The sequence below is a fragment of the Bradyrhizobium sp. BR13661 genome, assembly GCF_029892425.1.
GTDB lineage: Bacteria > Pseudomonadota > Alphaproteobacteria > Rhizobiales > Xanthobacteraceae > Bradyrhizobium.
The window spans coordinates 13,788-38,848 of the sequence record NZ_JARXWB010000040.1 but is presented as its reverse complement, the minus strand read 5'-3'; the positions used below and the strand labels follow the sequence as shown (position 1 = coordinate 38,848).

General features: G+C 64.4%; 23 protein-coding genes. 9 read left to right on the top strand and 14 right to left on the bottom strand.

All coding sequences use genetic code 11. The annotated features are described in order from the left end of the window. Positions 1 to 663, top strand: coding sequence for a molybdenum ABC transporter ATP-binding protein (modC, locus tag M2427_RS37705; protein WP_280711878.1), 663 nt, complete (start codon positions 1 to 3; stop codon positions 661 to 663). Positions 664 to 831: 168 nt separating this feature from the next. Here modC and M2427_RS37700 read toward each other — a convergent pair whose 3' ends face one another. Further along, the gene (locus M2427_RS37700) at positions 832 to 2,625 is read right to left on the bottom strand and encodes a potassium/proton antiporter (protein ID WP_280711877.1); all 1,794 of its coding nucleotides are present in this window, start codon (positions 2,623 to 2,625) and stop codon (positions 832 to 834) included. A 213-nt stretch (positions 2,626 to 2,838) separates the two neighbouring features. On the opposite strand from M2427_RS37700, the gene M2427_RS37695 reads away from it, so the two are divergent. Together M2427_RS37695 and map are read left to right on the top strand one after the other, a co-directional pair. Then, positions 2,839 to 4,155 carry a mechanosensitive ion channel domain-containing protein gene (locus tag M2427_RS37695; protein ID WP_280711876.1) on the top strand — a complete coding sequence of 439 codons (1,317 nt, stop codon included), beginning with the start codon at positions 2,839 to 2,841 and terminating at the stop codon, positions 4,153 to 4,155. A gap of 126 nt (positions 4,156 to 4,281) precedes the next feature. Then, on the top strand, positions 4,282 to 5,100 hold the full coding sequence (gene map, locus M2427_RS37690) for a type I methionyl aminopeptidase (RefSeq protein ID WP_200470446.1): 819 nt from the start codon (positions 4,282 to 4,284) through the stop codon (positions 5,098 to 5,100). A gap of 18 nt (positions 5,101 to 5,118) precedes the next feature. Here the strand turns inward: map and M2427_RS37685 are convergent, their stop codons facing one another. The 3 genes from M2427_RS37685 to M2427_RS37675 form a co-directional block, all read right to left on the bottom strand. Continuing rightward, positions 5,119 to 6,036, bottom strand: a complete 918-nt coding sequence (locus M2427_RS37685; protein WP_280711875.1) for a sigma-70 family RNA polymerase sigma factor — start codon at positions 6,034 to 6,036, stop codon at positions 5,119 to 5,121. Between the two features lie 66 nt (positions 6,037 to 6,102). After that, a complete protein-coding gene (locus M2427_RS37680; protein WP_280711874.1) occupies positions 6,103 to 6,543 on the bottom strand; it encodes an antibiotic biosynthesis monooxygenase in 441 nt (146 codons plus the stop codon). A gap of 136 nt (positions 6,544 to 6,679) precedes the next feature. Further along, positions 6,680 to 7,276, bottom strand: a complete 597-nt coding sequence (locus M2427_RS37675; protein ID WP_280711873.1) for an Ada metal-binding domain-containing protein — start codon at positions 7,274 to 7,276, stop codon at positions 6,680 to 6,682. A gap of 132 nt (positions 7,277 to 7,408) precedes the next feature. On the opposite strand from M2427_RS37675, the gene M2427_RS37670 reads away from it, so the two are divergent. Continuing rightward, positions 7,409 to 8,338 (top strand): EamA family transporter, encoded by a 930-nt coding sequence (locus tag M2427_RS37670; protein WP_280711872.1) that lies wholly within the window; start codon positions 7,409 to 7,411, stop codon positions 8,336 to 8,338. Positions 8,339 to 8,392: 54 nt separating this feature from the next. Continuing rightward, a complete protein-coding gene (gene radC, locus M2427_RS37665) occupies positions 8,393 to 9,106 on the top strand; it encodes a DNA repair protein RadC (protein WP_280711871.1) in 714 nt (237 codons plus the stop codon). 49 nt (positions 9,107 to 9,155) lie between these two features. Here the strand turns inward: radC and M2427_RS37660 are convergent, their stop codons facing one another. The 9 genes from M2427_RS37660 to M2427_RS37620 all read right to left on the bottom strand — a co-directional run bounded on the left by M2427_RS37660 (position 9,156) and on the right by M2427_RS37620 (position 16,375). Next, positions 9,156 to 9,461, bottom strand: a complete 306-nt coding sequence (locus tag M2427_RS37660; RefSeq protein WP_280711870.1) for a hypothetical protein — start codon at positions 9,459 to 9,461, stop codon at positions 9,156 to 9,158. Between the two features lie 137 nt (positions 9,462 to 9,598). Continuing rightward, the gene (locus M2427_RS37655; RefSeq protein WP_280711869.1) at positions 9,599 to 9,919 is read right to left on the bottom strand and encodes a hypothetical protein; all 321 of its coding nucleotides are present in this window, start codon (positions 9,917 to 9,919) and stop codon (positions 9,599 to 9,601) included. A gap of 72 nt (positions 9,920 to 9,991) precedes the next feature. Beyond that, positions 9,992 to 11,272: an RNA polymerase sigma factor gene (locus M2427_RS37650; RefSeq protein ID WP_280711868.1), complete on the bottom strand. Its 1,281-nt coding sequence runs from the start codon at positions 11,270 to 11,272 to the stop codon at positions 9,992 to 9,994. A 31-nt stretch (positions 11,273 to 11,303) separates the two neighbouring features. Continuing rightward, positions 11,304 to 11,711, bottom strand: a complete 408-nt coding sequence (locus tag M2427_RS37645; RefSeq protein WP_280711867.1) for a YciI family protein — start codon at positions 11,709 to 11,711, stop codon at positions 11,304 to 11,306. 138 nt (positions 11,712 to 11,849) lie between these two features. Further along, positions 11,850 to 12,542: an AprI/Inh family metalloprotease inhibitor gene (locus M2427_RS37640; RefSeq protein WP_280711866.1), complete on the bottom strand. Its 693-nt coding sequence runs from the start codon at positions 12,540 to 12,542 to the stop codon at positions 11,850 to 11,852. Beyond that, a complete protein-coding gene (locus M2427_RS37635; RefSeq protein ID WP_280711865.1) occupies positions 12,542 to 13,531 on the bottom strand; it encodes a 2-hydroxyacid dehydrogenase in 990 nt (329 codons plus the stop codon). Before M2427_RS37635 ends, M2427_RS37640 begins: the two co-directional genes overlap by 1 nt. Continuing rightward, positions 13,531 to 14,349, bottom strand: coding sequence for an ABC transporter permease (locus M2427_RS37630; RefSeq protein WP_280711864.1), 819 nt, complete (start codon positions 14,347 to 14,349; stop codon positions 13,531 to 13,533). Before M2427_RS37630 ends, M2427_RS37635 begins: the two co-directional genes overlap by 1 nt. Continuing rightward, on the bottom strand, positions 14,346 to 15,161 hold the full coding sequence (locus tag M2427_RS37625; RefSeq protein WP_280711905.1) for an ABC transporter ATP-binding protein: 816 nt from the start codon (positions 15,159 to 15,161) through the stop codon (positions 14,346 to 14,348). The genes M2427_RS37630 and M2427_RS37625 overlap by 4 nt, the downstream gene beginning before the upstream one ends. Before the next feature lie 191 nt (positions 15,162 to 15,352). Beyond that, the gene (locus M2427_RS37620) at positions 15,353 to 16,375 is read right to left on the bottom strand and encodes an ABC transporter substrate-binding protein (RefSeq protein WP_280711863.1); all 1,023 of its coding nucleotides are present in this window, start codon (positions 16,373 to 16,375) and stop codon (positions 15,353 to 15,355) included. Positions 16,376 to 16,514: 139 nt separating this feature from the next. Between M2427_RS37620 and M2427_RS37615 the strand changes: the two genes are divergently transcribed. The 4 genes from M2427_RS37615 to M2427_RS37600 all read left to right on the top strand — a co-directional run bounded on the left by M2427_RS37615 (position 16,515) and on the right by M2427_RS37600 (position 22,878). Further along, positions 16,515 to 17,321: a creatininase family protein gene (locus tag M2427_RS37615; RefSeq protein WP_280711862.1), complete on the top strand. Its 807-nt coding sequence runs from the start codon at positions 16,515 to 16,517 to the stop codon at positions 17,319 to 17,321. Between the two features lie 418 nt (positions 17,322 to 17,739). Continuing rightward, the gene (locus tag M2427_RS37610) at positions 17,740 to 19,788 is read left to right on the top strand and encodes a carbohydrate porin (protein WP_348521970.1); all 2,049 of its coding nucleotides are present in this window, start codon (positions 17,740 to 17,742) and stop codon (positions 19,786 to 19,788) included. Between the two features lie 29 nt (positions 19,789 to 19,817). Beyond that, the gene (locus tag M2427_RS37605; protein WP_280711860.1) at positions 19,818 to 21,551 is read left to right on the top strand and encodes an ABC transporter permease subunit; all 1,734 of its coding nucleotides are present in this window, start codon (positions 19,818 to 19,820) and stop codon (positions 21,549 to 21,551) included. A gap of 13 nt (positions 21,552 to 21,564) precedes the next feature. Beyond that, a complete protein-coding gene (locus M2427_RS37600) occupies positions 21,565 to 22,878 on the top strand; it encodes a nitrate/sulfonate/bicarbonate ABC transporter ATP-binding protein (RefSeq protein WP_280711859.1) in 1,314 nt (437 codons plus the stop codon). Between the two features lie 3 nt (positions 22,879 to 22,881). Here M2427_RS37600 and M2427_RS37595 read toward each other — a convergent pair whose 3' ends face one another. Then, on the bottom strand, positions 22,882 to 24,957 hold the full coding sequence (locus M2427_RS37595) for a HAMP domain-containing methyl-accepting chemotaxis protein (protein WP_280711858.1): 2,076 nt from the start codon (positions 24,955 to 24,957) through the stop codon (positions 22,882 to 22,884). Positions 24,958 to 25,061 lie beyond the last annotated feature (104 nt).

The window sequence follows — 25,061 nt, the reverse complement described above, 5'->3', positions numbered from 1 at the left end:
ATGCTGCGCGTCGATGTCGAAAAGAAACTCGGTGAATTCTCGCTCGCCGCATCGTTCGAAAGCGAGGGCCGCGTCACCGGCCTGTTCGGTGCATCCGGCGCCGGCAAGAGCTCGCTGATCAACATGATCGCGGGGCTGTTGCGGCCCGATCGCGGCACCATCGTCATCGACGGCGAGACGGTCGACGACACCGCATCAGGCATTCACGTGCCGACCTGGCGCCGCCGCATCGGCTATGTGTTCCAGGACGCGCGGCTGTTCCCGCATCTCAACGTCGCGCAGAATCTCGACTATGGCCGGCGGATGAACCGCCTTGCGGTCGATCCGGCGCAGCGCACGCGCGTCGTCGAGCTGCTCGACATCGGCGCTCTCCTCGATCGCCGTCCCGGAAAGCTTTCGGGCGGCGAACGCCAGCGCGTCGCGCTCGGCCGCGCACTGCTGTCAAAGCCGCGACTTCTGCTGCTCGACGAGCCGCTCGGCGCGCTCGACGAGGCCCGCAAGCTTGAGATTTTGCCGTATCTGGTGCGGTTGCGGGACGAAGCCAATATCCCCATGGTCTATGTCAGCCACGACGCCGCCGAATTGCGGCAGCTCGCAACGCAGATCGTGATGCTGCGGCACGGACGGATGACGTCGTTCGGCGGCGTGAAGGTGCTGACGTGACCGGGACGACATTGGGGAGACAGGCCGCCATCACACAGACGGTGTCATGCCCTGGCTTGGCCGGGGCATCCAGTACGCCGCGGCCTCTCCGTATTCGTTGCCGTCTCTAGAATACTGGATCGCCCGATCAAGTCGCGCGATGACTGCGAGTGTAGGGCGGCAGCGCAGCTAAACCCCCGCCACCGAGGTCCACAGCTCCGCAAGCCTCTTCCGCAGCGCTTGCCGCCGCGTCAGCGGGGCCGGCGTCTCGTCGTCTTCCGGCAGGCGGAGGCCGACGACGTTGACGCGGCCGCCGGAGATGCTGCGCGCGACGAGCACGATGGAATCAAGCCCGAGCTCGGCGCCTTCCTTCGGCGCGCGATCGAGATTGACGTCGAAATAGTCCGCGAGCGTGAGCTTGCTCTCGTCCTCGCTGACCTGCACGCCGTAGATCTCGGCGAGCTCGGCGAGCGTGTGCTCGCCGGAGACCATGAAATCGCCGAGCAGATGCGGATCGGGCGCCGTGCTCGGCTGCATGTCGACGAAGAAACGATCGAGCGCCTCGGCCTTCTCTGGCGGGGCCAGCAGATAGATGTAGTCGCCGGGCGCGACCGGCTCGGCTTCCACGGGCGTCAGGATGTGCTCGTTGCGGATCACCAGCGTCGGCTTGGACCAAGACGGAATGAGCCCGCGGCGGAAATAGAGGCTCTTCGGCCGCACCGCATAGCCGACCAGCTGCTGTTCGAGTTGACCGGGCAGGTCGAGTTCGATGCGGCGCGGGCCGCGCTCCATCCGCGGCAGCGCCACATGCAGCTTGCGCGCGGCCGGCGCGAGCGTCCAGCCCTGCAGCAGCAGTGAGATGATCACGACGACGAAGGCGACGTCGAAATAGAGATAGGCTTTCGACAGGCCGACCAGCATCGGGATCGACGCCAGGAAGATCGCAACCGCACCGCGCAGGCCCGTCCACGCGATGAAGACCTTTTCGCGCCAGTTGAAACGGAACGGCGCCAGGCACACGAACACCGCGATCGGCCGCGCCACTAGCATCAGGACGAAGGCGACGCCAATCGCCGGCAGCACGCTCGAGCCCAGCCGGTTCGGCGACACCAGAAGGCCGAGCAACACGAACATCACGATCTGCGCCAGCCAGGTCGCAGCATCCAGGAACGCCACCACCGAATTATGCGCGCGCGTCGGCCGGTTGCCGATGATGATGCCGGCGAGATAGACGGCCAGAAATCCGGAGGCGTGCATGATCTGCGTTCCACCGAAGATGACGAGCGCGGCCGTGGTCACGAACGGCGCGTGCAGGCCCTGCGGCAGCGCCACTTTGTTCAGCCCGATGACGACGAGACGGCCGCCGATCACGCCGACGACGGCGCCGAGCAACGCTTCCTGGACGAACTCCATCGCCACATGGCCGGGCGTGCTCGAGCCCAGGGAGATGTATTCGACCAGCATCAAGGTGAGGAAGATCGCAAAGGGATCGTTGGTGCCGGATTCGGCTTCCAGCGTCGCGCCGACGCGCGGGCGCAGGCGCAGGCCCTGGGTGTGCACCAGCAGGAACACCGCAGCCGCGTCAGTCGAGGCGACCACCGCGCCGACCAGCAGCGACTCCGTCCAGTTGAGGTCGAGCGCGTATTTCGCAAAGGGTGCCGTGATCAGCGCGGTCAGCAAGACGCCGACGGTCGCGAGCACCACAGAGGGTGCGAGCACGGTGCGGATGCTGGCAAAGCGTGTCTTCAGGCCGCCGTCGAACAGGATCAGCGCAAGCGCCACCGAGCCGACCAGATAGGTGGTGCCGACGTCGTTGAACTGGAGCTGGCCGGGACCCGCATCCCCCGCCAGCATGCCGATCGCGAGGAAGACCAGCAGCAGCGGCGCGCCGAAGCGCAGCGCGAGCAGGCTCGACAGGATACCGGCCATAACGAGGACGGCGCCGAGCAGAATGGCGATGCTGAAAGAGTCGAGGGAAGCCATCCACCTTCCGGGTACAAATCGCTGGAATTGCATCCTTATCGTCGCCACACTCCTGCGCCAACCCATTTTCTCGCATTCGCGGCAATCTGCCCGTATTTTGCGGCCTTAACGCGCTTCACTTCACGGTGTATCGATGGCCCGGCCGCAGCCCTTGTGGGATTCTGCGGTGCCTTCGAATCACACCCGCCCGACTGCTTTCCGCGAGACCATCAGATGGACATGGACCTCAAAGACCTCATGGAGTTCGTTCAGACGACTGCGCGGAGCGTCGGAGCGGAAATCGCCTCGCCCTGGTTCTACCTGCAGTTCGGGCTCATCCTGGCCGCGGCGGGGATCGCCTATGCGGCGGAGGCCGCCATTCGCAGCCATGTCGACATCTCCTCACTCGCCATGCGCTGGCCGGTGCCGCTCCGCCGCTTCGTCCGCGTGATGGCCGCGAGCGCATCGACCGCCGTGTTCACCCTGCTCGTGATCATCTCGCGCGTGGTGATGTATCACGCGACCTGGCCGAGCCGCAGCTATCTGCTGATGGTCTCCGCCAAGCTCGGGCTGGCCTGGCTCGCGATCCGGCTGGTGACCTCGGTGCTGCGCAACGCCTTCATCGTCAAGCTGGTGTCGGTGGCGGCCTGGTTCTTTGCCGCGCTGTCGATCGTCGGCCAGCTCGATGCGACGGTTGACCTGCTCGACTCCTATGCGATCGTGCTCGGTGGTCTCAGGCTGACGCCGCTGCTGGTGATCAAGGCCGGCGCACTCCTGATCATCGCGCTCTGGATCACCAACATCGCCAGCAATTTCGCCGAGGGCACGATCAACTCGGCGAGCGATCTGACGCCGTCGGTCCAGGTGCTGCTGGTGAAGATCATCCGCATCGGGCTGCTTGCCGTCGCTGTCGTCATTGCGCTCGGCGCTGTCGGCATCGACCTCTCCGCGCTCGCCGTGTTCTCCGGCGCGGTCGGCGTCGGTATCGGTATCGGCCTGCAGAAGATCGTCGCCAACTTCATCTCGGGCATCATCCTGCTCGCCGACAAATCGGTGAAGCCGGGCGACCTCGTCACCATCGGCGACAATACCGGGCGCATCAGCGCGATGAAGACGCGCTATATTTCCGTCGCCGCCGGCGACGGCCGCGAATTCCTGGTACCGAACGAGGACCTGGTGACGCAGAAGGTCGTCAACTGGACCTATACCGACAAGAACACGCTGGTGAAGATCGCCTTCGGCACCAATTACGACGCCGACCCAAGGCTCGTCTGCAAGCTCGCGATCGAGACCGCCTCCGCCCATCCGCGCGCGCAAAAGGGCAAGCCGCCAAACTGCATCCTGACCGAGTTCGCGGAGGCCGGCATGAAGTTCTCACTCACCTTCTGGATCGCGGATCCCGACGGCATGGACAACGTCAAAAGCGACGTGATGCTGGCGCTGTGGGACGCCTTCAAGCGCGAGGGTATCCGGGTTCCCTACCCGGTCCGCGAAATCCGCGTTCGCGGCGGCGCACTGCCGGTCGAAACCACCGTAGAAGTCCCGAATTGAGACCGCTTTCGGGCGCATGGCGGGTAGGCTAAGCTTGCACCGAAGCCCGCAATCATTAAATTGGGGCCTGAAATCAAGCCTTTTCGCCCTGCCAAGACCGGGCCTACCCCAGAAGACCAGACAAGCATGAGCTACGTCGAAGCCACTGATACCTCCCTGCGCAAGACCGGACAGATCAAGCTGCATGGGCCGGCCGCCTTTGCCGGCATGCGCAAGGCCGGTGCCCTGGTGGCGAAGTGCCTCGACGAACTCACCGACATCGTCGGCCCCGGCGTGCCGACCGATCGCATCGACGAATTCGTCCGCGAGTTCGCCTTCAGCCATGGCGCCTATCCGGCGACGCTGATGTATCGCGGCTATCGCTACTCGACCTGCACCTCGCTCAACCACGTGGTCTGCCACGGCATGCCGGGCGACCGTCCGCTGAAGGAAGGCGACATCGTCAACATCGACGTCACCTTCATCGTCGACGGCTGGTACGGCGATTCCAGCCGGATGTATGCGGTCGGCCCGATCGCCCGCAAGGCCGAACGGCTGATCGAAGTCACCTATGAAGCGATGATGCGCGGCATCGCGGCGGTGAAGCCCGGCGCCACCACCGGCGACATCGGCCACGCCATCCAGAGCTTCGTCGAGCCGCAGGGCATGAGCGTGGTGCGCGATTTCTGCGGCCACGGTCTCGGCCGCATGTTCCATGACGAGCCGAACATCATCCATATCGGCCGCCCCGGCGAAGGCGTGCAGCTCAAGCCCGGCATGTTCTTCACCATCGAGCCGATGATCAATCTCGGCAAGCCGCATGTGAAGATCCTCTCCGACGGCTGGACCGCGGTCACCCGCGACCGTTCGCTCTCGGCGCAGTTCGAGCACTCGGTCGGCGTCACCGCCACCGGCGTCGAGATCTTCACGCTGTCGGAGCGGCACGGCGAGAAGCAGATCGGGTGATCTGTTTGCCGTTCGTTGTCAATCCAGCGTGAACAGCTCGGCGCCTTCGATCGCGTAAGTCGCGAACAGGAAATCCCTGATGCTGACGATGCTGCCGTTCTTCCAATCGAGGAGCACGAAGTAGCGCGGCGGGCCTGACGGGTCCTGCGGGTCGAAGGCGATGATCGCCGGATGCCGGTCGACGAATCCAGGCACGAAATGCCAGACGGCGGTCTCCTCGTAGCGGCTGAAATATTCGCTGACGTCGCGGCGGCCGGCACGGCGGGTCCGGTTGACCATCTCCAGGCACACGTCTTCGGCCAGCAGGTCGCGCAAGGAATCGAAATCGCGCGCGTTGAAGCGCTCGACGTAGTGCAACAGGCGGGCGCGTTCAGCGTCATCCAGTTCCGGCGGCTTGATGTCGTCGGATTCCGCCGCGAGTTCGCGAAGACGGGAACGGCCGCGCTGCAGGGCGCCCTTGGTGGCCGGAATGCCGCTGCCCATGATCGTGCAGACCTCGTCGACGGAATAGCCGAGCACGTCGCGCAAGATCACGGCGCCGCGCTGCGCCACCGGCAGGCGCATGAAGGTGCCGAGACTCGCAGCCACGATCTCTCGCTCGGTCACGAGACTGGTCAGGGCGGGAATCATGTCCAGATCTTCATCGGCATGAGCAGCATTGTAGCGGGCGCGCCGGCGCAGGAAATCCAGCGCTGCGTTGTGGGCGATGCGAAACAGCCAGCCTTCCGGATTGTCGAGCGGCTCCGTCCGCGGCGCCGCCTCGAAGGCCTTGAGCAGCGCCTCCTGAAGCACGTCCTCGCCGTCGATGACCGAGCCGGTCATGCGCGCGCAGTAACGATGCAGCTGCGGCCGCATCTCCACCGCAAGACGCTCGAGGGCTTGCTGGGCGGTCTGCCGGACCGCCCCTGCACCATTGCTCGTCACGTCGTCGGTCAAGCCTGGCCTCCACGTCGCCGATCAGCGAGATACGTCAATCGGCGGCGAGGCGCCACCCGCCCGAAGTCAGGCATGATTGACCTCGACGACCTCGCACAGGATGGTCTCGGCCTTGGCGATCGCGGCAAGGCGCTGGACGTAAGGCGCGAATTTCGGATCCTTGCGGAAATTCTCGATATCGCCGGCGCTCTTCCATTGCGAGTAGTTGATGGCGCGGCCGCCCTCCTTGCCGGCGTGGACGCTGGACGAGATGAAGCCGGGCTGCTTGCTGAAGAAGGTCTCGGTGCCTTCCTTCAGCAGCTGGACCAGCATCTGCTGGTTATCTGGCTCGACCGTGAAGACGTTGACGAGGGTGGTGATGTCGCTGCCGGTGCGAATGGTGGCTTCCATGGTCGAACTCCTGGTCTGGCTGTGTGACGGGACGATTTGAGCGGCGAGCAAGGCGCCGGCACCAAGGCCGGTGGCAACGATTGCGCGTCGCGAAGGCGTGGCTTTGATCTCTGACATCGATGTTCTCCTGGGCGGAAACTGCGCTGGCCGCTCATTGAGGCCCACAGCGTTGAGACGAACGGGCGGTGAAAAGGAAACGGTCGATGTCAGATTTTTTTCGTCTGGCCGGCCCAGCCGCCGACGGCGTGGGGTGCTATCGGCGCCGCCGGAACGACGATGGCGTCCGCTTGTAGGTCGCCGCAAAGGCGTCGTTGAAGCGGCGGACGCTGCCGAAGCCGGCGGCGAAGGCGATCTCCGCCAGGGTCATGTCTGTCTGGTCGATCAGGCGTTTGGCTTCCTGAACGCGCCGGGTCGCCGCGATCTCGCTCGGGCTGGCGCCGGCATGACGCAGGAACAGACGCAGCAGGTGGCGTGGTCCGACACCAAGAGTTTCGGCAAGTTCCGTCGTTGAGGCGCGATCGAGAAAGCCGTCGTCGATCAGCCGCATCCCGCGCGCGACCGTGGTGGCCGTCCCGAGCCAGGCCGGCGAGCCTGGCGCGGCTTCCGGCCGGCAGCGCAGGCAGGGGCGAAAGCCGGCCCGCTCGGCGGCAGCAGCGGTTGCGTAGAAGGTAACATTCACCGAGCGCGCGGGACGCACCGGGCAAACCGGTCGGCAGTAAATGCGCGTCGAGCGAACGCCGGAGAAGAACAGACCATCGAACGCGCGGGCACGGGCCAGCCGCGCCCGGTCGCAGGTCTCCCGGTCGAGATGCGGCGGCAGGGTTTGCTGTTGCGCCGGGCCCGTGGTCATGCCGCGATAATAGTTTCGATGCGACCCGCCGAGTAGCTGAAATCGGACTCGATCGGACGATGAGGTCCGAATTCGGCCAGCCTGCGCCGCCGCTTCCTGGTCATGGTTGCGGTAAATCCCGGAGCACATCGCATGAGCACGCAGGTCCAGCAGGCAACATCAGCGCAAACCACCCTCGCCCGCGAGATCGCCCTTCTGCTGCTGCTGTCGCTGATCTGGGGCAGCTCGTTCACGCTGATCAAGGTGGCGATTCCTTCGATTCCACCCTTCACGATGGTCGCGGTGCGCGTGACGCTCGCGGCAGGTCTTCTGCTTCTCCTTGCAGCCGTGCGAGGTCATTCCCTTCCGCGTCATGGATCAGTCTGGGCCGCCTTCGTCGTGCAAGGGATGTTGCAGAGCGCGCTGCCATTCACCCTGATCAGTTGGGGTGAGGCGCTCATCACGAGTGGCCTCGCCGGCGTGCTCAATGCGACGCCACCAATGTTCGTACTCGCGATCACCTTGATGACCGGGCGCGGGCGACAAGCCATAAACGGCCGAAAGATCATCGGCGTCGGTCTCGGCCTCGCCGGCGTTGCCCTGACCATAGGTCTCGATGCGCTGTCGGGGATCGGCACAGCCGCACCGGTGGCGCAGGCGGCTGTGCTCGGCGCAAGCCTTTGCTACGCGCTTGCGCCGATATGGGCGCAACAATTCGCAAAACTTCCGCCAATCGTCACGGCGGCCGGCGCCATGAGCTGCGCTGCCATCCTCATGCTGCCCGCGGCTGCGATGCTCGAGCGGCCCTGGACGCTGGCGTGGCCGCCGGCAGAGGCGATCACAGCCGTCGTGGCGCTTGCGATCGTCTGCACTGCGCTCGCAATGGTGATCTATTTCCGGCTAATCCGCACGCTCGGCCCGCTCGGCACCACCAGCGGCAGCTATTTGCGGGCGGGCTTTGCGGTGATCCTCGGCACAACGCTGCTCGGCGAGCGGTTCACCTGGTCCATTCTAACCGGAATGACGCTGGTTCTCGCCGGGGTGGTTGCCGTCACCCTGCCCTCGCCGAAGCCGAGCCGCTAGGCCGTCACAATTGACGGTTGCAAAAGCGGAAATCCGCGGCAATGCTGCCGGACGATGCCTGCCAAGACCGACACCGACAAGAGCAAGCCCGAGGACACGCCGCATTATCTCGGCCATCGCGAGCGGCTGCGCGAGCGCTTTTACAGCGCCGGCGCGGATGCGCTCAGCGACTACGAGCTCCTTGAAATGGCGCTTTTCCCGGCGCTGCCGCGGCGCGACACCAAGCCTTTGGCGAAGACGTTGATCAAAGTGTTCGGCTCGTTCGCCGAGGTCGTCCATGCGCCGGTGGCACGCTTGCGCGAGGTCGAGGGCGTGGGCGAGGGCGCGATCAACCAGCTCAAGCTGATCGCCGCAGCGGCGCACCGCGTCGCCAAGGGCGAGGTCAACAGCCGCAACGCGCTGTCATCCTGGAACGAAGTGATCGCCTATTGCCGCAGCAGCATGGCCTTCGCCGACAAGGAGCAATTCCGCCTGCTCTTCCTCGACAAGCGCAACCAGCTCATCGCCGACGAGGTGCAGCAGACCGGCACCGTCGACCACACGCCGGTCTATCCACGCGAGGTGATCAAGCGCGCGCTGGAGCTGTCAGCGACCGCCATCATTCTGGTCCACAACCATCCAAGCGGCGATCCCTCGCCTTCGCAGGCCGATATCCAGATGACCAAGGCGATCATCGAGATTGCGAAGCCGTTGGGAATTGCCGTGCACGATCACATCATCGTCGGCAAGAACGGGCATGCGAGTTTGAAGGGGATGCGGTTGATCTAGTCCAAATCCCGTGCCGGCGCCTTCCTGGAGGCGCCGGCGGTCACCTGATCTAGTAGCAGTATCGCGGATCGACCGGGACGTAGCGGCCATCCGGGCGCTGCATGTAGCAGCCGCGCCGATAGGCGTAGTAACCGGAGCGACGGCGTTCACCTTCCGCGGCAATCGCGGCACCGGTGCCGGCGCCGACGACGGCACCGATGGCGGCGCCCCGCCCTCCGCCGATCGCGCCGCCCACGATCGCTCCGCCCACGCCGCCGACAATGGCGCCGCCGAGGGCGTCCTGTGCCGCCACCTCATGAACGGGCACGGCCATCGCGACGGCGAAACACGCTGCAATTCCAAGGTGTCGAAGCATCTCGAAGTCTCCCATGTGATGCGGCCAGTCATAACGTTTGAGACGATCCCGGGCCAGAATAATCGTGTGAGACCGGACCGGATCGCTCCTTGCGCCACGCGGACAGCCTGTTGCGACAAATGTCTGACCGCCCGCTCTCAGACAGAGGGCCCCTTGTCCAGGGTAAAGGAGACGACGATCGCCTCCGGCGTCTGCTTGAATTCCTTTGTCACCGCGGCACGCACGAGGCCGGCGAGGTCGCGCAGGGGCTTCTTCTCATAAAGCGCCGGAAACAGGACAGTCACCGATGTGAGACGTCCGTTATTCCAATTGAAGCCAACCCGTGGCTTGACGCCAGTTGATTGCGCAAGATCACTTTCGACCGCCTGGGCTTGCTGCAGCCCGTCCTTCAGGGTGGCGATGGCATCGCAACCCGACAGGGCAAAGGCGAGAACGACAATGACGATGGCTCTGAGCATCAAGGCGATCCGAACAAGACCAGACTCTATGCATGGTTGCATGAATCGCATCGTGCAACAAGGAGCGGCAACCTAGTTGTCTCGAACCTGGAGCGCCGAGGCGCGCCGTTCCATCAGCACACGCTCGCGTCCGTTGGTCGCAAGCTGCGCGGCGGCTTCGAAGGCCTGGCGCGCCTCTGCGAGCCGCCCGAGCTTTTGCAGGAGATCACCACGAACCGCCGGCAGATGATGATAGGCCGCCAGCGCCGGAGAGTCGGCAATCTGGTCCAGAATGTCCAGTCCGCCTTGCGGTCCTTCGGCCATGCCGACCGCGACAGCGCGATTGAGCTCGATGACGGGCGAACGCACCAGCCGCCCCAGCTCGGCGTAGAGCTGCGCGATGTGCTGCCAATTGGTCGCGCTGGCTGCTTCGGCTCTGGCGTGACACGCCGCAATCGCTGCCTGCAGCGTGTAAAATCCTCCGCCGCCGCCGAGTTCGCCGGCGCGTTCGAGCGAGCGCAGTCCGCGGCGAATCTCCAGCCAATCCCAGCGCGTGCGATCCTGGTCCATCAACAGAATGGGGTCACCGTTCGCATCGGTGCGTGCACGGGCCCGCGAGGCATTCAAAGCCATGAGAGCGACGAGGCCGTGAACTTCGGGCTCGTCAGGAGCAAGGCCCGCGAGCACACGGCCGATGCGCAACGCTTCGTCGCAGAGCTGCGGCCGCAGCCATTCCTCGCCCCGCGCCGCGAGATAGCCCTCGTTGAAGATCAGATAGACGACCTCCAGCACCGAGGCGAGACGCTCCGACAGAGCCTCGCCTGATGGCGTCTCATAGGCGAGACCGGAATTCGACAGCGTCCGCTTGGCGCGGACGATGCGCTGCGAGATGGTGGCTTCCGGCACCAGACAGGCGCGTGCGATCTCCGAGGTGGTCAGGCCGCAGATCATGCGCAGCGCCAGCGCCGCGCGCGCCTCGCGCGACAGGATCGGATGACAGGCCGTGAAGATCAGCCGCAGCAATTCATCGCCGATATCGTCGTCGAGCGCGGCGTCGAAATCGGGCACGATCTCCTGCTCCTGCAGCATGTCCCGCGCCAGCATGTCGTGCTTGCCGTTCAGCATCCTGCCGCGGCGCAGATGATCGAGCGCACGGCGCCTCGCGGTCGTCATCAGCCAGGCGCCGGGATTGTCGGGCACGCCGATGCTGGGCCACGCTTCCAGCGCAGCAACCAGCGCGTCCTGGGTCAACTCTTCCGCAAGCGGCACGTCGCGCAGCATGCGCGACAGCGTCGCGATCAGCCGCGGCTGCGCGACGCGCCAGGTCGCTTGAATCGTGGCACGAATGGCGTGGTCGATGTCGGCGGCCGTCATCGCCGCCGACCGTAACTCGAGGTGCTGTCCATCAGGCGTGCGCGGCTACGCCCGACTTCGCGTTAACCTCGCAGGCCACGTCCACGCCCGGCGTGGCAAACGCGCGCAGCTCGCAGGTGCCGTCCCAGCCCGGCATGTGATCGAGGTGCAGCTGCATGAACTCCTTGGCCATGGCCAGCGCCTCCGCCTTGTCGCGCAGCTCGAAGATGGCATAGCCGCCGATCACTTCCTTGGCCTCGATGAAGGGACCGTCGATGACGCTGAGCTCGCCGTCGATGATCCGCACGCGCGCGCCTGTCGCAAGCGGCATCAGGCCGCCATTGTCGATCATCCGGCCGGCCTTGATTTCCCGCTCGGATATTCTCTGCATGGCCTCCATCAGCGCAGGGCTCGGGCCTTTCATGGGCTGGCTGGAGGTGACGATGTACATGAAGCGCATGCAAAACTCCTGTTAAGGCGAGACGCGGCCGGGTCAGTCGCGCGATCAGCTCGCTATTGGGATGACGATCCGCCCGGGGCGGGATCGACATCAGCACCGGAAAAATTTGCAGAGCAGAAAAAGTTAACGGGCAAGCGCCTATTGGCGCAGCATGATCAGGGGATCGGCCGTATCGGGAACCCGGCGCCATTGCGCATTGTCGTCGGCCTCGAACTGCCAGACTTCGCCCGATTTCGACATCAGGATGATCTGGCCGCGCTCGAGCCGCCATTGCGTCGGGTTGAACTGGGCGATCGCCGCATCGCATTTCGGCTTGAGGAAGACCTGGAAATTGTCCTGCTCGGCTTCCGTGTTGGTCAGCGTTATCCCGCAGATCGGCTGGCCGTTGCCGCGGACCATCGCCCAGTCACCGATCATCTGGTCCATCGACTTGGCCATCGAGCGGGCGGCGGCGAGGTCCTGCAAAATATAGACGCCCTCGCCCTGCCGCAGGCCTTCGAAAATGCCGGCTTCGACCTCGGTGAAGTCGATCACGGCTTCGCCGGATGCATCCTGCAAACGGACGATGTCGAGGCCCTTCAGGCTCCAGGCCACGATATCCTTGGTGAAGGGCAGCGCGGTCTTGCAGGCCGGCTCGAGCTCGAGCTTGAAGCCCTGCGCAGCAGCATCGCCCTTCATCGTGACGACGCAGGTCTTGCTGCGTTCGGTGGTCGAGAGCTCCCACTGCCCGATCATCTCCTTCTTCAGGGTCGTCGCGTCCTGCGCATGCGCGAAGCCGATCGCGGCAAAAGCCGCCGCGACCAGACATGCAACGACCCAAAGAATGCGCATCAGCGTCCCCTGAACGGCGTTTCCGCAACCGGCGTCAGCGGCGCCTTGCCTGAGAACCATGATTTGAGGTTGTCGACCACGAGCTGGTCCATGGCATTGCGCGTCACCACCGAAGCCGAGCCGATATGTGGCAGCAGCACGACGTTCTGCATGGCCTTGAGCTCATCGGGCACGTTGGGCTCGGCTGCGAACACATCGAGGCCGGCGGCGAGGATGGTGCCTGATTTCAGCGCCTGGACCAGCGCCGGTTCGTCGACCACCGAGCCGCGGGCCACGTTGACCAGCACGCCGCGGGGCCCGAGTGCCTTCAGCACCTCGGCGTTGATCATCTTGTTGGTGCTGGTGCCGCCGGGCACGATCACCATCAGCGTATCGACCGCCTTCGCCATCTCGATCAAATCAGGATAGTGCTTGTAGGACACGTCCTTGGACGGGTTACGCGTGTGATAGACCACCGGCACCAGCGAAGCATCGAGCCGGCGCGCGATGGCCTGGCCGATCCGACCCATGCCGACGATGCCGACCTTGCGGTCGCGCAGCGAGCCGACGCTGAGCGGATAGTTCTGCGTCTGCCAGAGGCCGGAGCGAACGTAGCGATCGGCCTTGATGAACTCGCGCACGGTGGAGATCAGCAGGCCCATCGCGACGTCGGCGACCTCCTCGGTCAGCACGTCGGGCGTGTTGGTGACGATGATGTTGTGCTCGGCCGCGTATTTGGCGTCGATGTGGTCGTAACCGACACCGAAGCTCGCCACCATCTCGATCTTGGGCAGTTGCGACAGCGAATCCTTGTCGGCGCGGACGGTGTGATAGGTCACCGCAACGCCGCGGATCTTCTCCCGGATCGCCGGCGTCAGGCGCTCGAGGTCACCGCGCGTCTCGGCCTTGTGCACGACGAAATGATCGGAAAACCCGTTCTCTAGGATCGGCCGCGACGGCCCATAGATCAGAAGGTCGATCTTATCGGACGAAATCGAACCGGTAGACATCAGTTTTCCTTTCCAAGCGCGCTCTCATGCCAGCGCCGCAAAACGAGGTGGGAAATTAGCGCCAGCACCCCATAGATGACAATCCCGGCCAGCGACAACAAAAGCAGCGCTGCGAACATGCGGGGTATGTTCAACCGATAGCCCGACTCGGCGATCCTGTAGGCAAGGCCCGAGCCGGCGCCCGCCGTTCCCGCCGCGATCTCGGCCACGACGGCGCCGATCAGCGACAGGCCGCCGGCAATGCGCAAGCCGCCGAGAATATAGGGCAGCGCCGCCGGCAGCTTCAGGAAGCGCAGGGTTTGCGGCGGCGAAGCGCCATAGAGCTGGAACAGGCCGGCGAGATTGCGATCGACCGAATTCAGCCCAAGCGTGGTGTTCGAAAGCACCGGGAAGAAGGCGACGATGAAGGCGCAGACGACGACGGCAGTCTGCTGCTCCAGATAGATCAGCAGCAGCGGCGCAATCGCGATGACAGGCGTCACCTGGAGCACGACGGCATAGGGGAACAGCGAATATTCCACCCATTTCGACTGATTGAACAACAGCGCCAGCGCGATTCCACCGATGCTTGCGGCGGCAAAACCTTCAAGCGTCGTGAGCAGCGTTGTGGCGAGCGATTCTGCCAGCACCGCCCAGTCCTTGATCAGCGTCAGGAAAATGACCGAGGGCGCCGGCAGCACGTAAGGCGGAATCTCCCTGACGCGCACCACGAGCTCCCAGGCGGCGAGGCCCGCCGCAAACACCATGACGGGCAGCAGGAAACGCACCGCGCGTTGCGCGCCCGACGGCTTTGCGGCGACCGGGGCTTGCGCGTTCATAGCGTCGACTGCCCCTGATAGGACGGCGCCAGTGCGGCCGACACTTTCCGGCAATAATCGGAGTAAGCGACGGAGGTGCGAAACTCCTCGCCACGCGGCTCGACGGTCTCGATACGGATGTCGGCCTGGATGCGTCCTGGCCGCGCCGACATGACCACGACACGCTGCGACAGATAGACGGATTCGAACACCGAATGGGTGACGAAGATGACGGTCTTGCCAAGGCCGCGCCACAACACGAGCAGATCGTTGTTGAGGCGGAAGCGCGTGATCTCGTCGAGCGCCGCGAACGGCTCATCCATCAGGAGGATATCGGGATCGGTGACGAGCGCGCGCGCCAGCGAGACCCGCATCTTCATGCCGCCGGAGAGTTCGCGCGGAAAGGCGTCGGCGAAATCGGCGAGCCCGACGCTGGCGAGCGCTGCATCGGCCCGCGCCCATCCTTCAGCTTTCGGCACACCACCGAGCTTCAGCGGCAGCCGCACGTTCTCGCGCACACTGGTCCAGGGCATCAGGGTCGGCTCCTGGAACACGAAGCCGATCCCGTGGCCGGGCGGCATCTCGCCCTCGTGCCGCAACACCCGCGCCGTGCCTGACGACGCGGCGCTGAGCCCCGCAATCAGCCGCAGCGCCGTCGACTTGCCGCAGCCGGAGGGCCCGAGCAGCGAGATGAACTCCCCCTTGCGCACCGCAAGGTCGAGCGGACCGAGCGCCATGACGCCGTTGTCATACACCTTCGTCACGCCGCGAAGGCTGACGGCAAGCGCCGTCAGGCTGGCCTCGACGGTGGGCGGAGGTTGGCGCTCTATCATCGCTCGCTGATCGTTGCGGGGCACGTCACCTCTCCCCATCGGGGAGAGGTCGGCGCGTAGCGCCGGGTGAGGGGGCGCAGGTCCCACGAGGGTACAGATCCCCTCACCCGGATCGCATCTATCGATGCGATCCGACCTCTCCCTACGGGAGAGGTAAACCAAGCCACTGCTATTCCCGATCCAATCATACGTTACGGCTTGGCGGGGCGGAGCTCGACGCCGACGCCCTTGTTGACGAAGCGTAGCGTATAGGACTTGCGAAAATCGAGATCGCCTTTCACGACGCCGGCCTTCACCATCTTGTCGAAGAAGGAGGTGTAGCGCTCGTCGCTCATCGCGCCGATGCCGTTCTTCAGGGAATCGCCGGAATCGACGATGCCGTACTCCTTCATCTTGGCGACGGAATAAGCAAGCAGCTCGTCGGTCATCTCGGGATTGAGCTTCTTGATCATGGCGTTGCCGGCAGAATTGTCGCCGTAGATGTAATTGTACCAGCCGATCATGGAGGCATCGACGAAGCGCTGCACCAGGTCTGCCTTCTTCTCGACCAGGTCGCGCCGGGTCTCGATCAACGTCGAATAGGTGTTGAAGCCGGCATCGGCGAGCAGGATGACGTTGGGCTTGAAGCCGGCGGCCTTCTCGACTGCGAAGGGCTCGGAGGTTACGTAACCCTGCATCGCGCTCTTGGGGTTGGCGATGAAGGGTTGCGGGTTGAAATTATACGGGCGGACGTTCTTCTCGCTGAAACCATATTCGGACTTCAGCCACTGGAAGTAGCTGGTCATACCCTCCTTCGAGACGAACAGCGTCAGCGGCTTGAGGTCCTGGATCTTGGTGACCTTCGCATCGGGCTGCGTCAGCATCACCTGCGGATCTTTCTGGAACACCGCGGCAACGGTCACGACCGGAACATTGTTGGCGACTGCATCGAACGACATCAGCGTGTTCGCGGCCATGAAGAAATCGATCTTGCCGGCGATCAGCAACATGCGGTTGTTCTCGTTCGGCCCGCCCGGAACGATGCTGACGTCGAGCCCGTATTTTTTGTAGGTGCCGTCGGCAACCGCCTGGAAGAAGCCGCCATGCTCGGCCTCGGCGACCCAATTGGTGCCGAAGGTGACCTTGTCCAGGGTCTCGCTGCGCGCCGGCAGGACCGACACGACAGATGCCAGCATGCCTGCCGTTAACGCTCGCCGCAGATGGGAAAGGCTCATGAATGCACTCCGTCGATCGCTTCTAGCCGATGTGACAACAACACGATAAAACCGCAACACGTTCGAGGACGCGAACCGGCCGGGCCCGCGTCCTCTGATAACCCCAAACTACGTGACAAATTCGGGCAAAGAAACCTTGATGACGCCTTCCCGCGACTGGACCGAGATCCGCTGGGCCGACGCTGCCCCCGCGGACATTTCGCGCTGGATCGCGGTGCTGCCGCTGGCGGCGACCGAGCAGCACGGCCCGCATCTGCCTAACGAGACCGACGTGCTGATCGCGAACGCCTATCTGGCGCGCGTACGGGACGTGTTGCCGGCGGCCCTTCCGGTGACGTTCCTGCCAGTCGAACCCGTGGGCATTTCCACCGAGCATATCGACTATCCGGGCACGCAGACGCTGCCGACCGAGGTGGCGTTGAGGCGATGGACCGGGATCGGCGAGGACATCGCGCGACGCGGCGTCAAGAAGCTCGTCATCATCACCAGCCATGGCGGCAACAGCGCCGCGATGATGCTGGTAGCGCAGGATCTTCGCGCGCATCAAAAGCTGTTGGTGGTGACGACGTCGTGGTCGCGGCTATCAGGCGCGGACAAGCTGTTCCCATCAGACGAAGTGCGCCACGGCATTCACGGTGGTGCGGTCGAGACCTCGATCATGCTGGCGCGCTATCCGGATCAGGTGCGCGCCAATGCGATTGCTGATTTTCCCGCGAGCAGCATCGCGATGGAAAAACAATATCGCTGGCTCTCGACACAGCGACCCGCACCCTTTGCCTGGCAGGCGCAGGACCTCAATGCCAGCGGCGCGGTCGGCAACGCGACGCTGGCGGTGCCGGCGAAGGGCGAGCAGTTGCTCGACCAGGGCGCGCGGGCCTTTTGCGAGCTGCTGGCGGAGATCGATGATTTCGACGTGAACAGGCTCGCCAAGGGTCCGCTCGGCTAACTCTCATCCCCCTGAAATTATTTGGGAAAAATGCGCGCCCGCGAGCCGCCGGAAGCGCGTTCGAACCTGATACGGCAAGCCTCCGTCCAATTGGGCACGCGGACCACAAATGGACCAATGTTGAGGCCGATCTCACGTGGATCCCGCGTCCGGCACGGGCGCCTCATCCACCCCGTGTCGTGCCCCCGACCCCGCCCGGCTGTCCCCCCGGGCGGGGTCATTCTTTGTTGCATTACCGTCACATAACGATGCGAACCATCCTCTGCGACATTCTGGACTAGTTGCTATTGCGAATGATTAGCAATAAAGTCTGGACAAGCGCGGGGCAGGGATGAAATCGCGTCGAAACGGGTTCATCTCGCTCGATCGCGTAAATCGCCAAGGCCCCTGATGACAGGATCGCCGCGAATCGGCAGGGATGTCGCGGCGGCTGGGTTTCATTCGCGTTTTGGGGGCGTGCGTTTTGACGTTGAGAAGTCATCGTTGCAGGTATTTGCGGACGGCCGCGGCCATCGCCTCGGGCGTGCTTGCGCTACCGGCCGCCAGCCTTGCCGCTGACCTGCCGCTGAAGGCGCCGGTAGCGAAGGCTGTCTACGACTGGACCGGCTTCTATGTCGGCGGTCATGTTGCCTATGGCGATGCCGCTTTCGGACCTGGCACCAATCCCCTGCCCTTGCAGGGCGCGCTGCTGCCTCACAGCGCGACCGGCTTCAGCGGCGGTTATCAGCTCGGCTACAACAGACAGCTCGCAAACCGGGTGGTGCTCGGCATCGAAGCAGATGCGACGTTCACGGAGCCGACAGACGGTCCGGCGCTCGCGCGTTCGCCGGTGCCCTTCAACACGACGATCGACTATGTCGGCACGGTGCGCGGCCGCGTGGGTTATGCCTTCGACCGCTTCATGCCTTACCTCACCGGCGGCGTTGCCTGGGGGCACACGCGCATCAACGTCAACGATGCCGATGGCGTCACGCCGCTGTTCCCGGTCGGACACTACCAGGCCGGATGGACTGCGGGTCTCGGTCTCGAATACGCCGTCAGCGGCAACTGGACCGCGAAGGCCGAGTACGAATATGTCGATCTCTCGCGCAAGACCTACGATCTCAGCGGCTTTGGCCTCGGCAGTGTCAACGTCGACCCGCGCATCCATCTGTTCAAGCTCGGCCTGAACTATCAGTTCGGCGACACGCCATGGATGCCGGCCGTCGGCAAACCCAGGCTGCCTGACTCCGAGGACTGGAACGTCCACGCGCAAACGACCGTGCTGCCGCAAGGCTATGGGCCCATCCATTCGCCCTATGCGAGACCGCAGAGCCTGCCCGGTGGCGGTCAGTTGCAGGCGACATGGACCGCGACAGCCTTTCTTGGCGCGCGGCTGTGGGACGGCGGGGAAATCTACTTCGATCCCGAGCTCGCGCAGGGCTTTGGCCTCAACGGCGCGCTCGGACTTGCCGGCTTCTCCAACGGTGAAGCGCAGAAGGCGGGCGCGCCGTTCCCGAAGATCCGCGCGCAGCGCTACTACATCAAGCAGACCTTCGGGCTCGGCGGCGAACAGGAAGCAGTCGAGGACGGGCCGAACCAACTGGCCGGCAAGCGCGACATCGACCGCGTCACGCTGATCGTCGGCCGCTTCGCTGTCGGCGACTTCTTCGACGGCAACTCCTATGCGAAAGACCCGCGCGCCGATTTCATGAACTGGGCGATGTGGTCGTCGGGAGCCTATGACTTCCCGGCCGACCTGCCCGGCTACACCCGCGGCGCCGTGGTCGAGCTCAACCGCAAGGACTGGGCGATCCGCGCCGGCCTATTCCAGGTGCCGGACGCGCCGAACAGCGACGTGCTGACCTTCAAGACCGGGGGCTCGGTGGTCGAATTCGAGGAGCGTCATACGCTGCTGGAGCAGCCCGGAAAATTGCGTGTCGGCGTCTTCGCCAACAGTGGGCACACCGCGAACTACCGCGAGGTCGTCGATCTCGCCGCGGCCAATCCGGCGCTCGACATCAACACCATCACCGCTGCGAACCAGCGCGACCGGCTCAAATACGGTTTCTATGTCAATCTCGAGCAACAGATCGTCAATGACGTCGGACTGTTTGCACGGGCCAGCTGGAACGACGGCCGCAACCAGATCCTGTCCTTCACCGACATCGACCGCAGCCTGTCGGGCGGCCTGTCGATCAAGGGCAGCCATTGGGGACGTCCTGACGACACGGTGGGTATCGGCGGTGCCATCAACGGCCTGTCGGCCGCGCATCGCGACTTCCTCGCAGCCGGCGGCACCGGGCTCTTGATCGGCGACGGCCAGCTCAACTATCGCACCGAACGCATCCTCGAGGCGTACTACGCTTATTCCGTGATCAAGGGTGTGACGCTGACCGCGGACTATCAGTTGATCACAAACCCGGCCTATAACGCCGATCGTGGGCCGGTCTCGATCTTCTCAGGCCGACTCCACGCCGAGTTTTAGCCCCAGGATTGCTGCCCAGAGGCGGGCCCATGAAGCCGAGAGATATCCGCACGACCGCGATCGGCCGGGCGCTACGCCCCAACGTCTGGGATGTCGTCGCACTGATCCTCGTGATCGGGGCCATGGTGCTGATCGTCTATGGCGGCGAGCAGACCGTCGCGCCATTGTCGGAGCTGGAGCGCTCACCTGTTTCGCTCGATCCGGCAAACCTGCCGCTCTATGCGCTGCGCACCGTGCTGCGGATGCTGCTCGCGATCGTCTGCTCGACGATCTTCACGTTCGTCTATGCAGCGATCGCGGCCAGGAGCCGGCGCGCGGAGATGGTGATGATCCCGGTGCTGGACATCCTCCAGTCTGTGCCGATCCTCGGCTTCCTGACCTTCACTGTCGTCTTCTTCATGAATCTGTTTCCGAGCCAGGTGCTCGGCGCCGAGCTCGCCTCGGTGTTTGCAATTTTCACCAGCCAGGCCTGGAACATGACGTTCAGCATGTACCAGTCGATGCGCAACGTGCCGAAGGATCTTGAGGAGGCCACCCAGAGCTTTCATCTCTCGGGGTGGCAGCGCTTCTGGCGCCTCGACGTGCCCTTCGCGATGCCGGGACTGATCTGGAACGCGATGATGTCGATGTCGGGCGGCTGGTTCTTCGTGGTCGCATCGGAGGCGATCACGGTCGGCAATACCACGGTGACCTTGCCTGGGGTCGGGTCCTATGTCGCGCTGGCGATCCAGCAGCGCGATTTGCCGGCGATCTTCTACGCCATCCTGGCGATGCTGCTCGTCATCATCGCCTATGATCAATTGTTGTTCCGGCCCATCATTGCCTGGGCCGACAAATTCCGCTTCGAGCAAACGGCATCCGGTGAGCCGCCCACCTCCTGGATGCTCGATTTGTTCCGGCGGACCCGCGCCCTGCGCGCCGTGACATTGCCGTTCTCCGCGATCAATCGCGCCGTCTCGAACTTGCGCATCTCGCTCCCCAAGTTACGGGTAACGACAAAGAGCAATGACCAGCTGTCGCGATCGATTGACAGAATCTGGCTTGCCGTCATTCTCGCCGGCACGGCTTACGCTGCGTGGCTGACCTATCGCTATCTCTCGGCCAGTCTCGGCCCGGGCGATGTGCTCGTCGTGATTCGCGACGGGCTGATCACGCTGTTGCGCGTCATCGTCCTGATTACCCTTGCGACTCTGATCTGGGTGCCGATCGGCGTCTGGATCGGCTTGCGTCCAAAATTGGCCGAGCGCGTCCAGCCGCTGGCGCAGTTTCTTGCCGCGTTTCCCGCCAATCTCGCCTTTCCGGTGTTTGTCGTCGCCATCGTCAGCTTCAAGCTCAATCCAAATGTCTGGCTGAGCCCGCTGATGATCCTGGGCACGCAATGGTACATCCTGTTCAATGTCATCGCCGGCGCCAGCGCCTTTCCGAGCGATCTGCGCGAGGCGGCAAGCAGCCTTCATCTCGGTGGATGGCGCTGGTGGTTCAAGGTGATCCTGCCGGGCATATTTCCTTATTACGTCACCGGCGCGATCACGGCTTCCGGCGGCTCCTGGAACGCATCGATCGTCGCCGAAGTCGCCAGTTGGGGCGACACGCATCTGAACGCCACGGGCCTCGGCGCCTATATTGCATCTGCGACTGAATCCGGCGATTTCCCGCGTGTCGTTCTCGGGATAGCCACGATGTGCATTCTGGTGACGTTGTTCAATCGTCTGGTCTGGCGACCGCTCTACGCCTTCGGCGAGCGCCGCCTGCGGCTCGGCTGACGAGGAGATCATCATGCTCGATCAACCCCCTGCGCTCATCGATATCCGCGGTGTCTGCCGATACTTTCCGAAGGGAAGCGGTGAACAGCTGCTGGTGCTGGAGAAGGTCGATCTGACGATCCGCTCCGGCGAGATCGTCGGCTTGCTTGGCCGTTCGGGGTCCGGCAAGTCCACGCTGCTGCGGATCATCGCCGGCCTGATCGCTCCGTCGACGGGACAGGCAACCTGCCGGGGCGAGATCATCGCAGGACCGCCGAACGGCGTCGCCATGGTGTTCCAGTCGTTCGCGCTATTTCCCTGGCTGACGGTGCTGCAAAACGTCGAGCTCGGGCTGGAGGCGCTTGGCGTCGATGCTGCCGAACGGCGCAAGCGCGCCCTCGCCGCGATCGACCTGATCGGCCTCGACGGATTCGAATCGGCCTTTCCCAAGGAGTTGTCGGGCGGCATGCGCCAGCGCGTCGGCTTTGCCCGCGCACTGGTCGTGCACCCTGACATGCTGCTGATGGACGAACCCTTCTCGGCGCTCGACGTGCTCACCGCCGAAACGCTGCGCACCGACCTGATCGATCTCTGGATGGAGGGCCGCCTGCCGATTAAATCGATCCTCATGGTCACGCACAACATCGAGGAGGCGGTGCTAATGTGCGACCGCATCCTGGTGTTTTCGTCGAACCCGGGCCGTGTCGCGGCCGAGATCAAGGTCGAGCTGGGCCATCCACGCAACCGGCTCGACCCGCATTTCCGCCAGCTCGTCGACAGCATCTATGCGCGCATGACCCAGCGCGCGGAGCCGAGAGCACCGGCGATCGAAGGCATCCCCGGCACCGGCGTCGGCATGACGCTGCACCATGTGTCGTCCAACGTGCTATCCGGCCTGATCGAGACACTGGCGAACGCGCCCTACAACGGACATGCCGACCTGCCGGTACTGGCGAGCCAGCTTCAGCTCGAAGCCGACGAAATCCTGCATCTCGGCGAGTCGCTGCAACTGTTGCGGTTCGCCCAGCTGAGCGAGGGCGATCTGATGCTCACCGACGCAGGCAAGCGCTTCGCCCATCTCGAGACCGACGCACGCAAAAAGCTCTTCGCCGAGCATCTCGTCACCTACGTCCCGGTGATGGGCCTGATCCGCCGCGTGCTCGACGAACGGCCCTCGCACACCGCGCCTGCGGCGCGGTTCCGCAACGAGCTCGAAGACTACATGTCCGAGGATTATGCGGACGAGACGCTGAAGACCGTGGTGTCTTGGGGCCGTTATGCAGAGCTGTTCGCCTATGACGAGCAATCGGAGACGTTCAGCCTGGAGAATCCCGGCGAGACTGCCTGACGCCTACGCCGCGCGGATCGCGTCGAGGAATTTTCCGACCTCGGTCTTGAGACGGGTGCTTTCGCCGGACAGCGATCTGGCCGCAGCGAGGACGCTGGCGGATGCCGATCCGGTCTGGCTCGCGCCGTGCTGCACGTCGACGATGCTGGCGGAAACCTGCTGGGTGCCGCGCGCCGCCTGCTGCACGTTGCGGGAAATCTCGCGTGTCGCCGCGCCCTGCTCCTCGACCGCCGAGGCGATCGCGGATGCGATCTCCGACATCCTTGTGATGGTGTCACCGATCGCCTTGATGGCGCCGACGGAATCCTCGGTCGCGGCCTGGATGCCTGATATCTGCTGGCTGATCTCGCCGGTGGCCTTGGCGGTCTGCTCGGCCAGCGCCTTGACCTCGGAGGCGACCACTGCGAAGCCGCGTCCGGCCTCGCCGGCACGCGCCGCCTCGATGGTGGCGTTGAGCGCCAGAAGATTGGTCTGGCCCGCGATCTGGCTGATGAGTTCGACGACGTCCCCGATCCGCCCCGCCGCCTTGGCGAGCTCGCCGACATGATCGTTGGTCCGCTCGGCCTGCTGCACGGCTTCCCCGGCGACGCGCGCGGAGTCCTGAACCTGCCGGCCGATTTCGTCGACCGACGAGGCCATCTCCTCCGCCGCCGCCGCAACGGTCTGCACATTGGTGGAGGCCTGCTCGGAGGCGGCTGCGACGGTTGCGGTGACCTGCTCGGACTGTTCGGCCGTGCTCGTCAGCGTTCCCGCCGAGACCTCCAGGTCCGAGGAGGCCGACGCGACGGTGTTGATGACATCGCCGATCATGGCTTCGAAATCGCGCGCGATCTGGTCCACGCGCTGGCCGCGCTTGAGCTTCGCCTCGGCCTCGATCGCGGCCGCCTCGTCGGCGGCCTTCTGGGCGAGCAGCGAATCCTTGAAATGCAGCAACGACCCGGCAACCTGACCGATCTCGTCGTCGCGGCCCGTCGCCGGAATCTCGACCTCGTGCCGTCCGGCGGCAAGCGCGCCGATCACGCCCGCGAGCTTCGCCAACGGCGTCACGACGCGGCGACGCAGCATCGTGGTCACACCGGCCAGCGTCCCGAGCAACGCCAGCACGGCGACGGCCGCGAGCCCGAGCATCGCCAGCGCGCCGCTGCGGGCAGCCGAGGCGCGCTCGGCCGCTTCCGCCAGCGCGGCGTCGCGCACGCCGAAGAACATCTGGATGGCGGGGACGATCAAGTTCGCAAACTCTTCGTTCGTGACGCTGTACTTGCCGTCGGCGCGCGCAGCGGGCATCTCCTTTTCAACCACTGGCGCGGCTTTTCCAAAATAAGACTCGTTCGCCGCCTTGAACGCGGCGGCGATGCGCGGCGGATTGCCGAGCTGGTCGATGCCGGCCGCGATCCGCTCGCGATCGGCCTCGACACGCCCTTGCAAGCGATCCATCAGAGAGAACTCAGCCGTCAGCAGCGGACGGCGCGCGGAGAGCGCCGGCGACAGCGTCGCGGCACGGTTGCCGGCCGAGACGCGGAGATCCTGCGCCGTCCGCGCCAGGCTCAACAGCGCTGCCAGCGAGGAATCGGCATCCACGACCCTCCCCTCCAGCCGGTTCATGATCGGCTCGATGTTGGTGATGACCTCGGCAACGGCAGGAAGGAAGCCCTTGATCGCAACACTATCGCGCCCAACGAGGGGAACGCTCATCGCACGATCTGCAGCCGTGGTGATGTCCTTCAGCCGCCGCGCTGCGCGATCGAGGTTTTCGGCCATCGCAGCGCCGTCATCCAGCACCAGGAGGGCGCGCCTTGCGCTCTCGAAGGAGGCTTCGGCCGCTTTCGCAGCCTTCGTCGTGACATCGATCTGAGCCTGCGTCGCAGCTCCCTCCTGAAAGATGGGAGAGATGTAGGGGGCGCGAAGGCCGGCGACCTGCTGGCTGACCATCAGGATCGTGCCGAACGCATCGACTCGCTTGATCGCGTCGGATCGGTCGGTGAAGATGCGCGTCTGGGGTATCAGCACCTCCGCGCCAAGCACGACTGCAAAGACCGTCACCGTCAGCATCGACAGTGCAAATAGCTTCCCGATCCGCATCCTCAGGGTCCCCGAATACACTTCTGCAAATTGTCGGAAAACCTAACTGGCGGCCACTAAGAGCCCGTTAAGCAACGATCCGTAGTTCCGCGGTGTGTCAGATC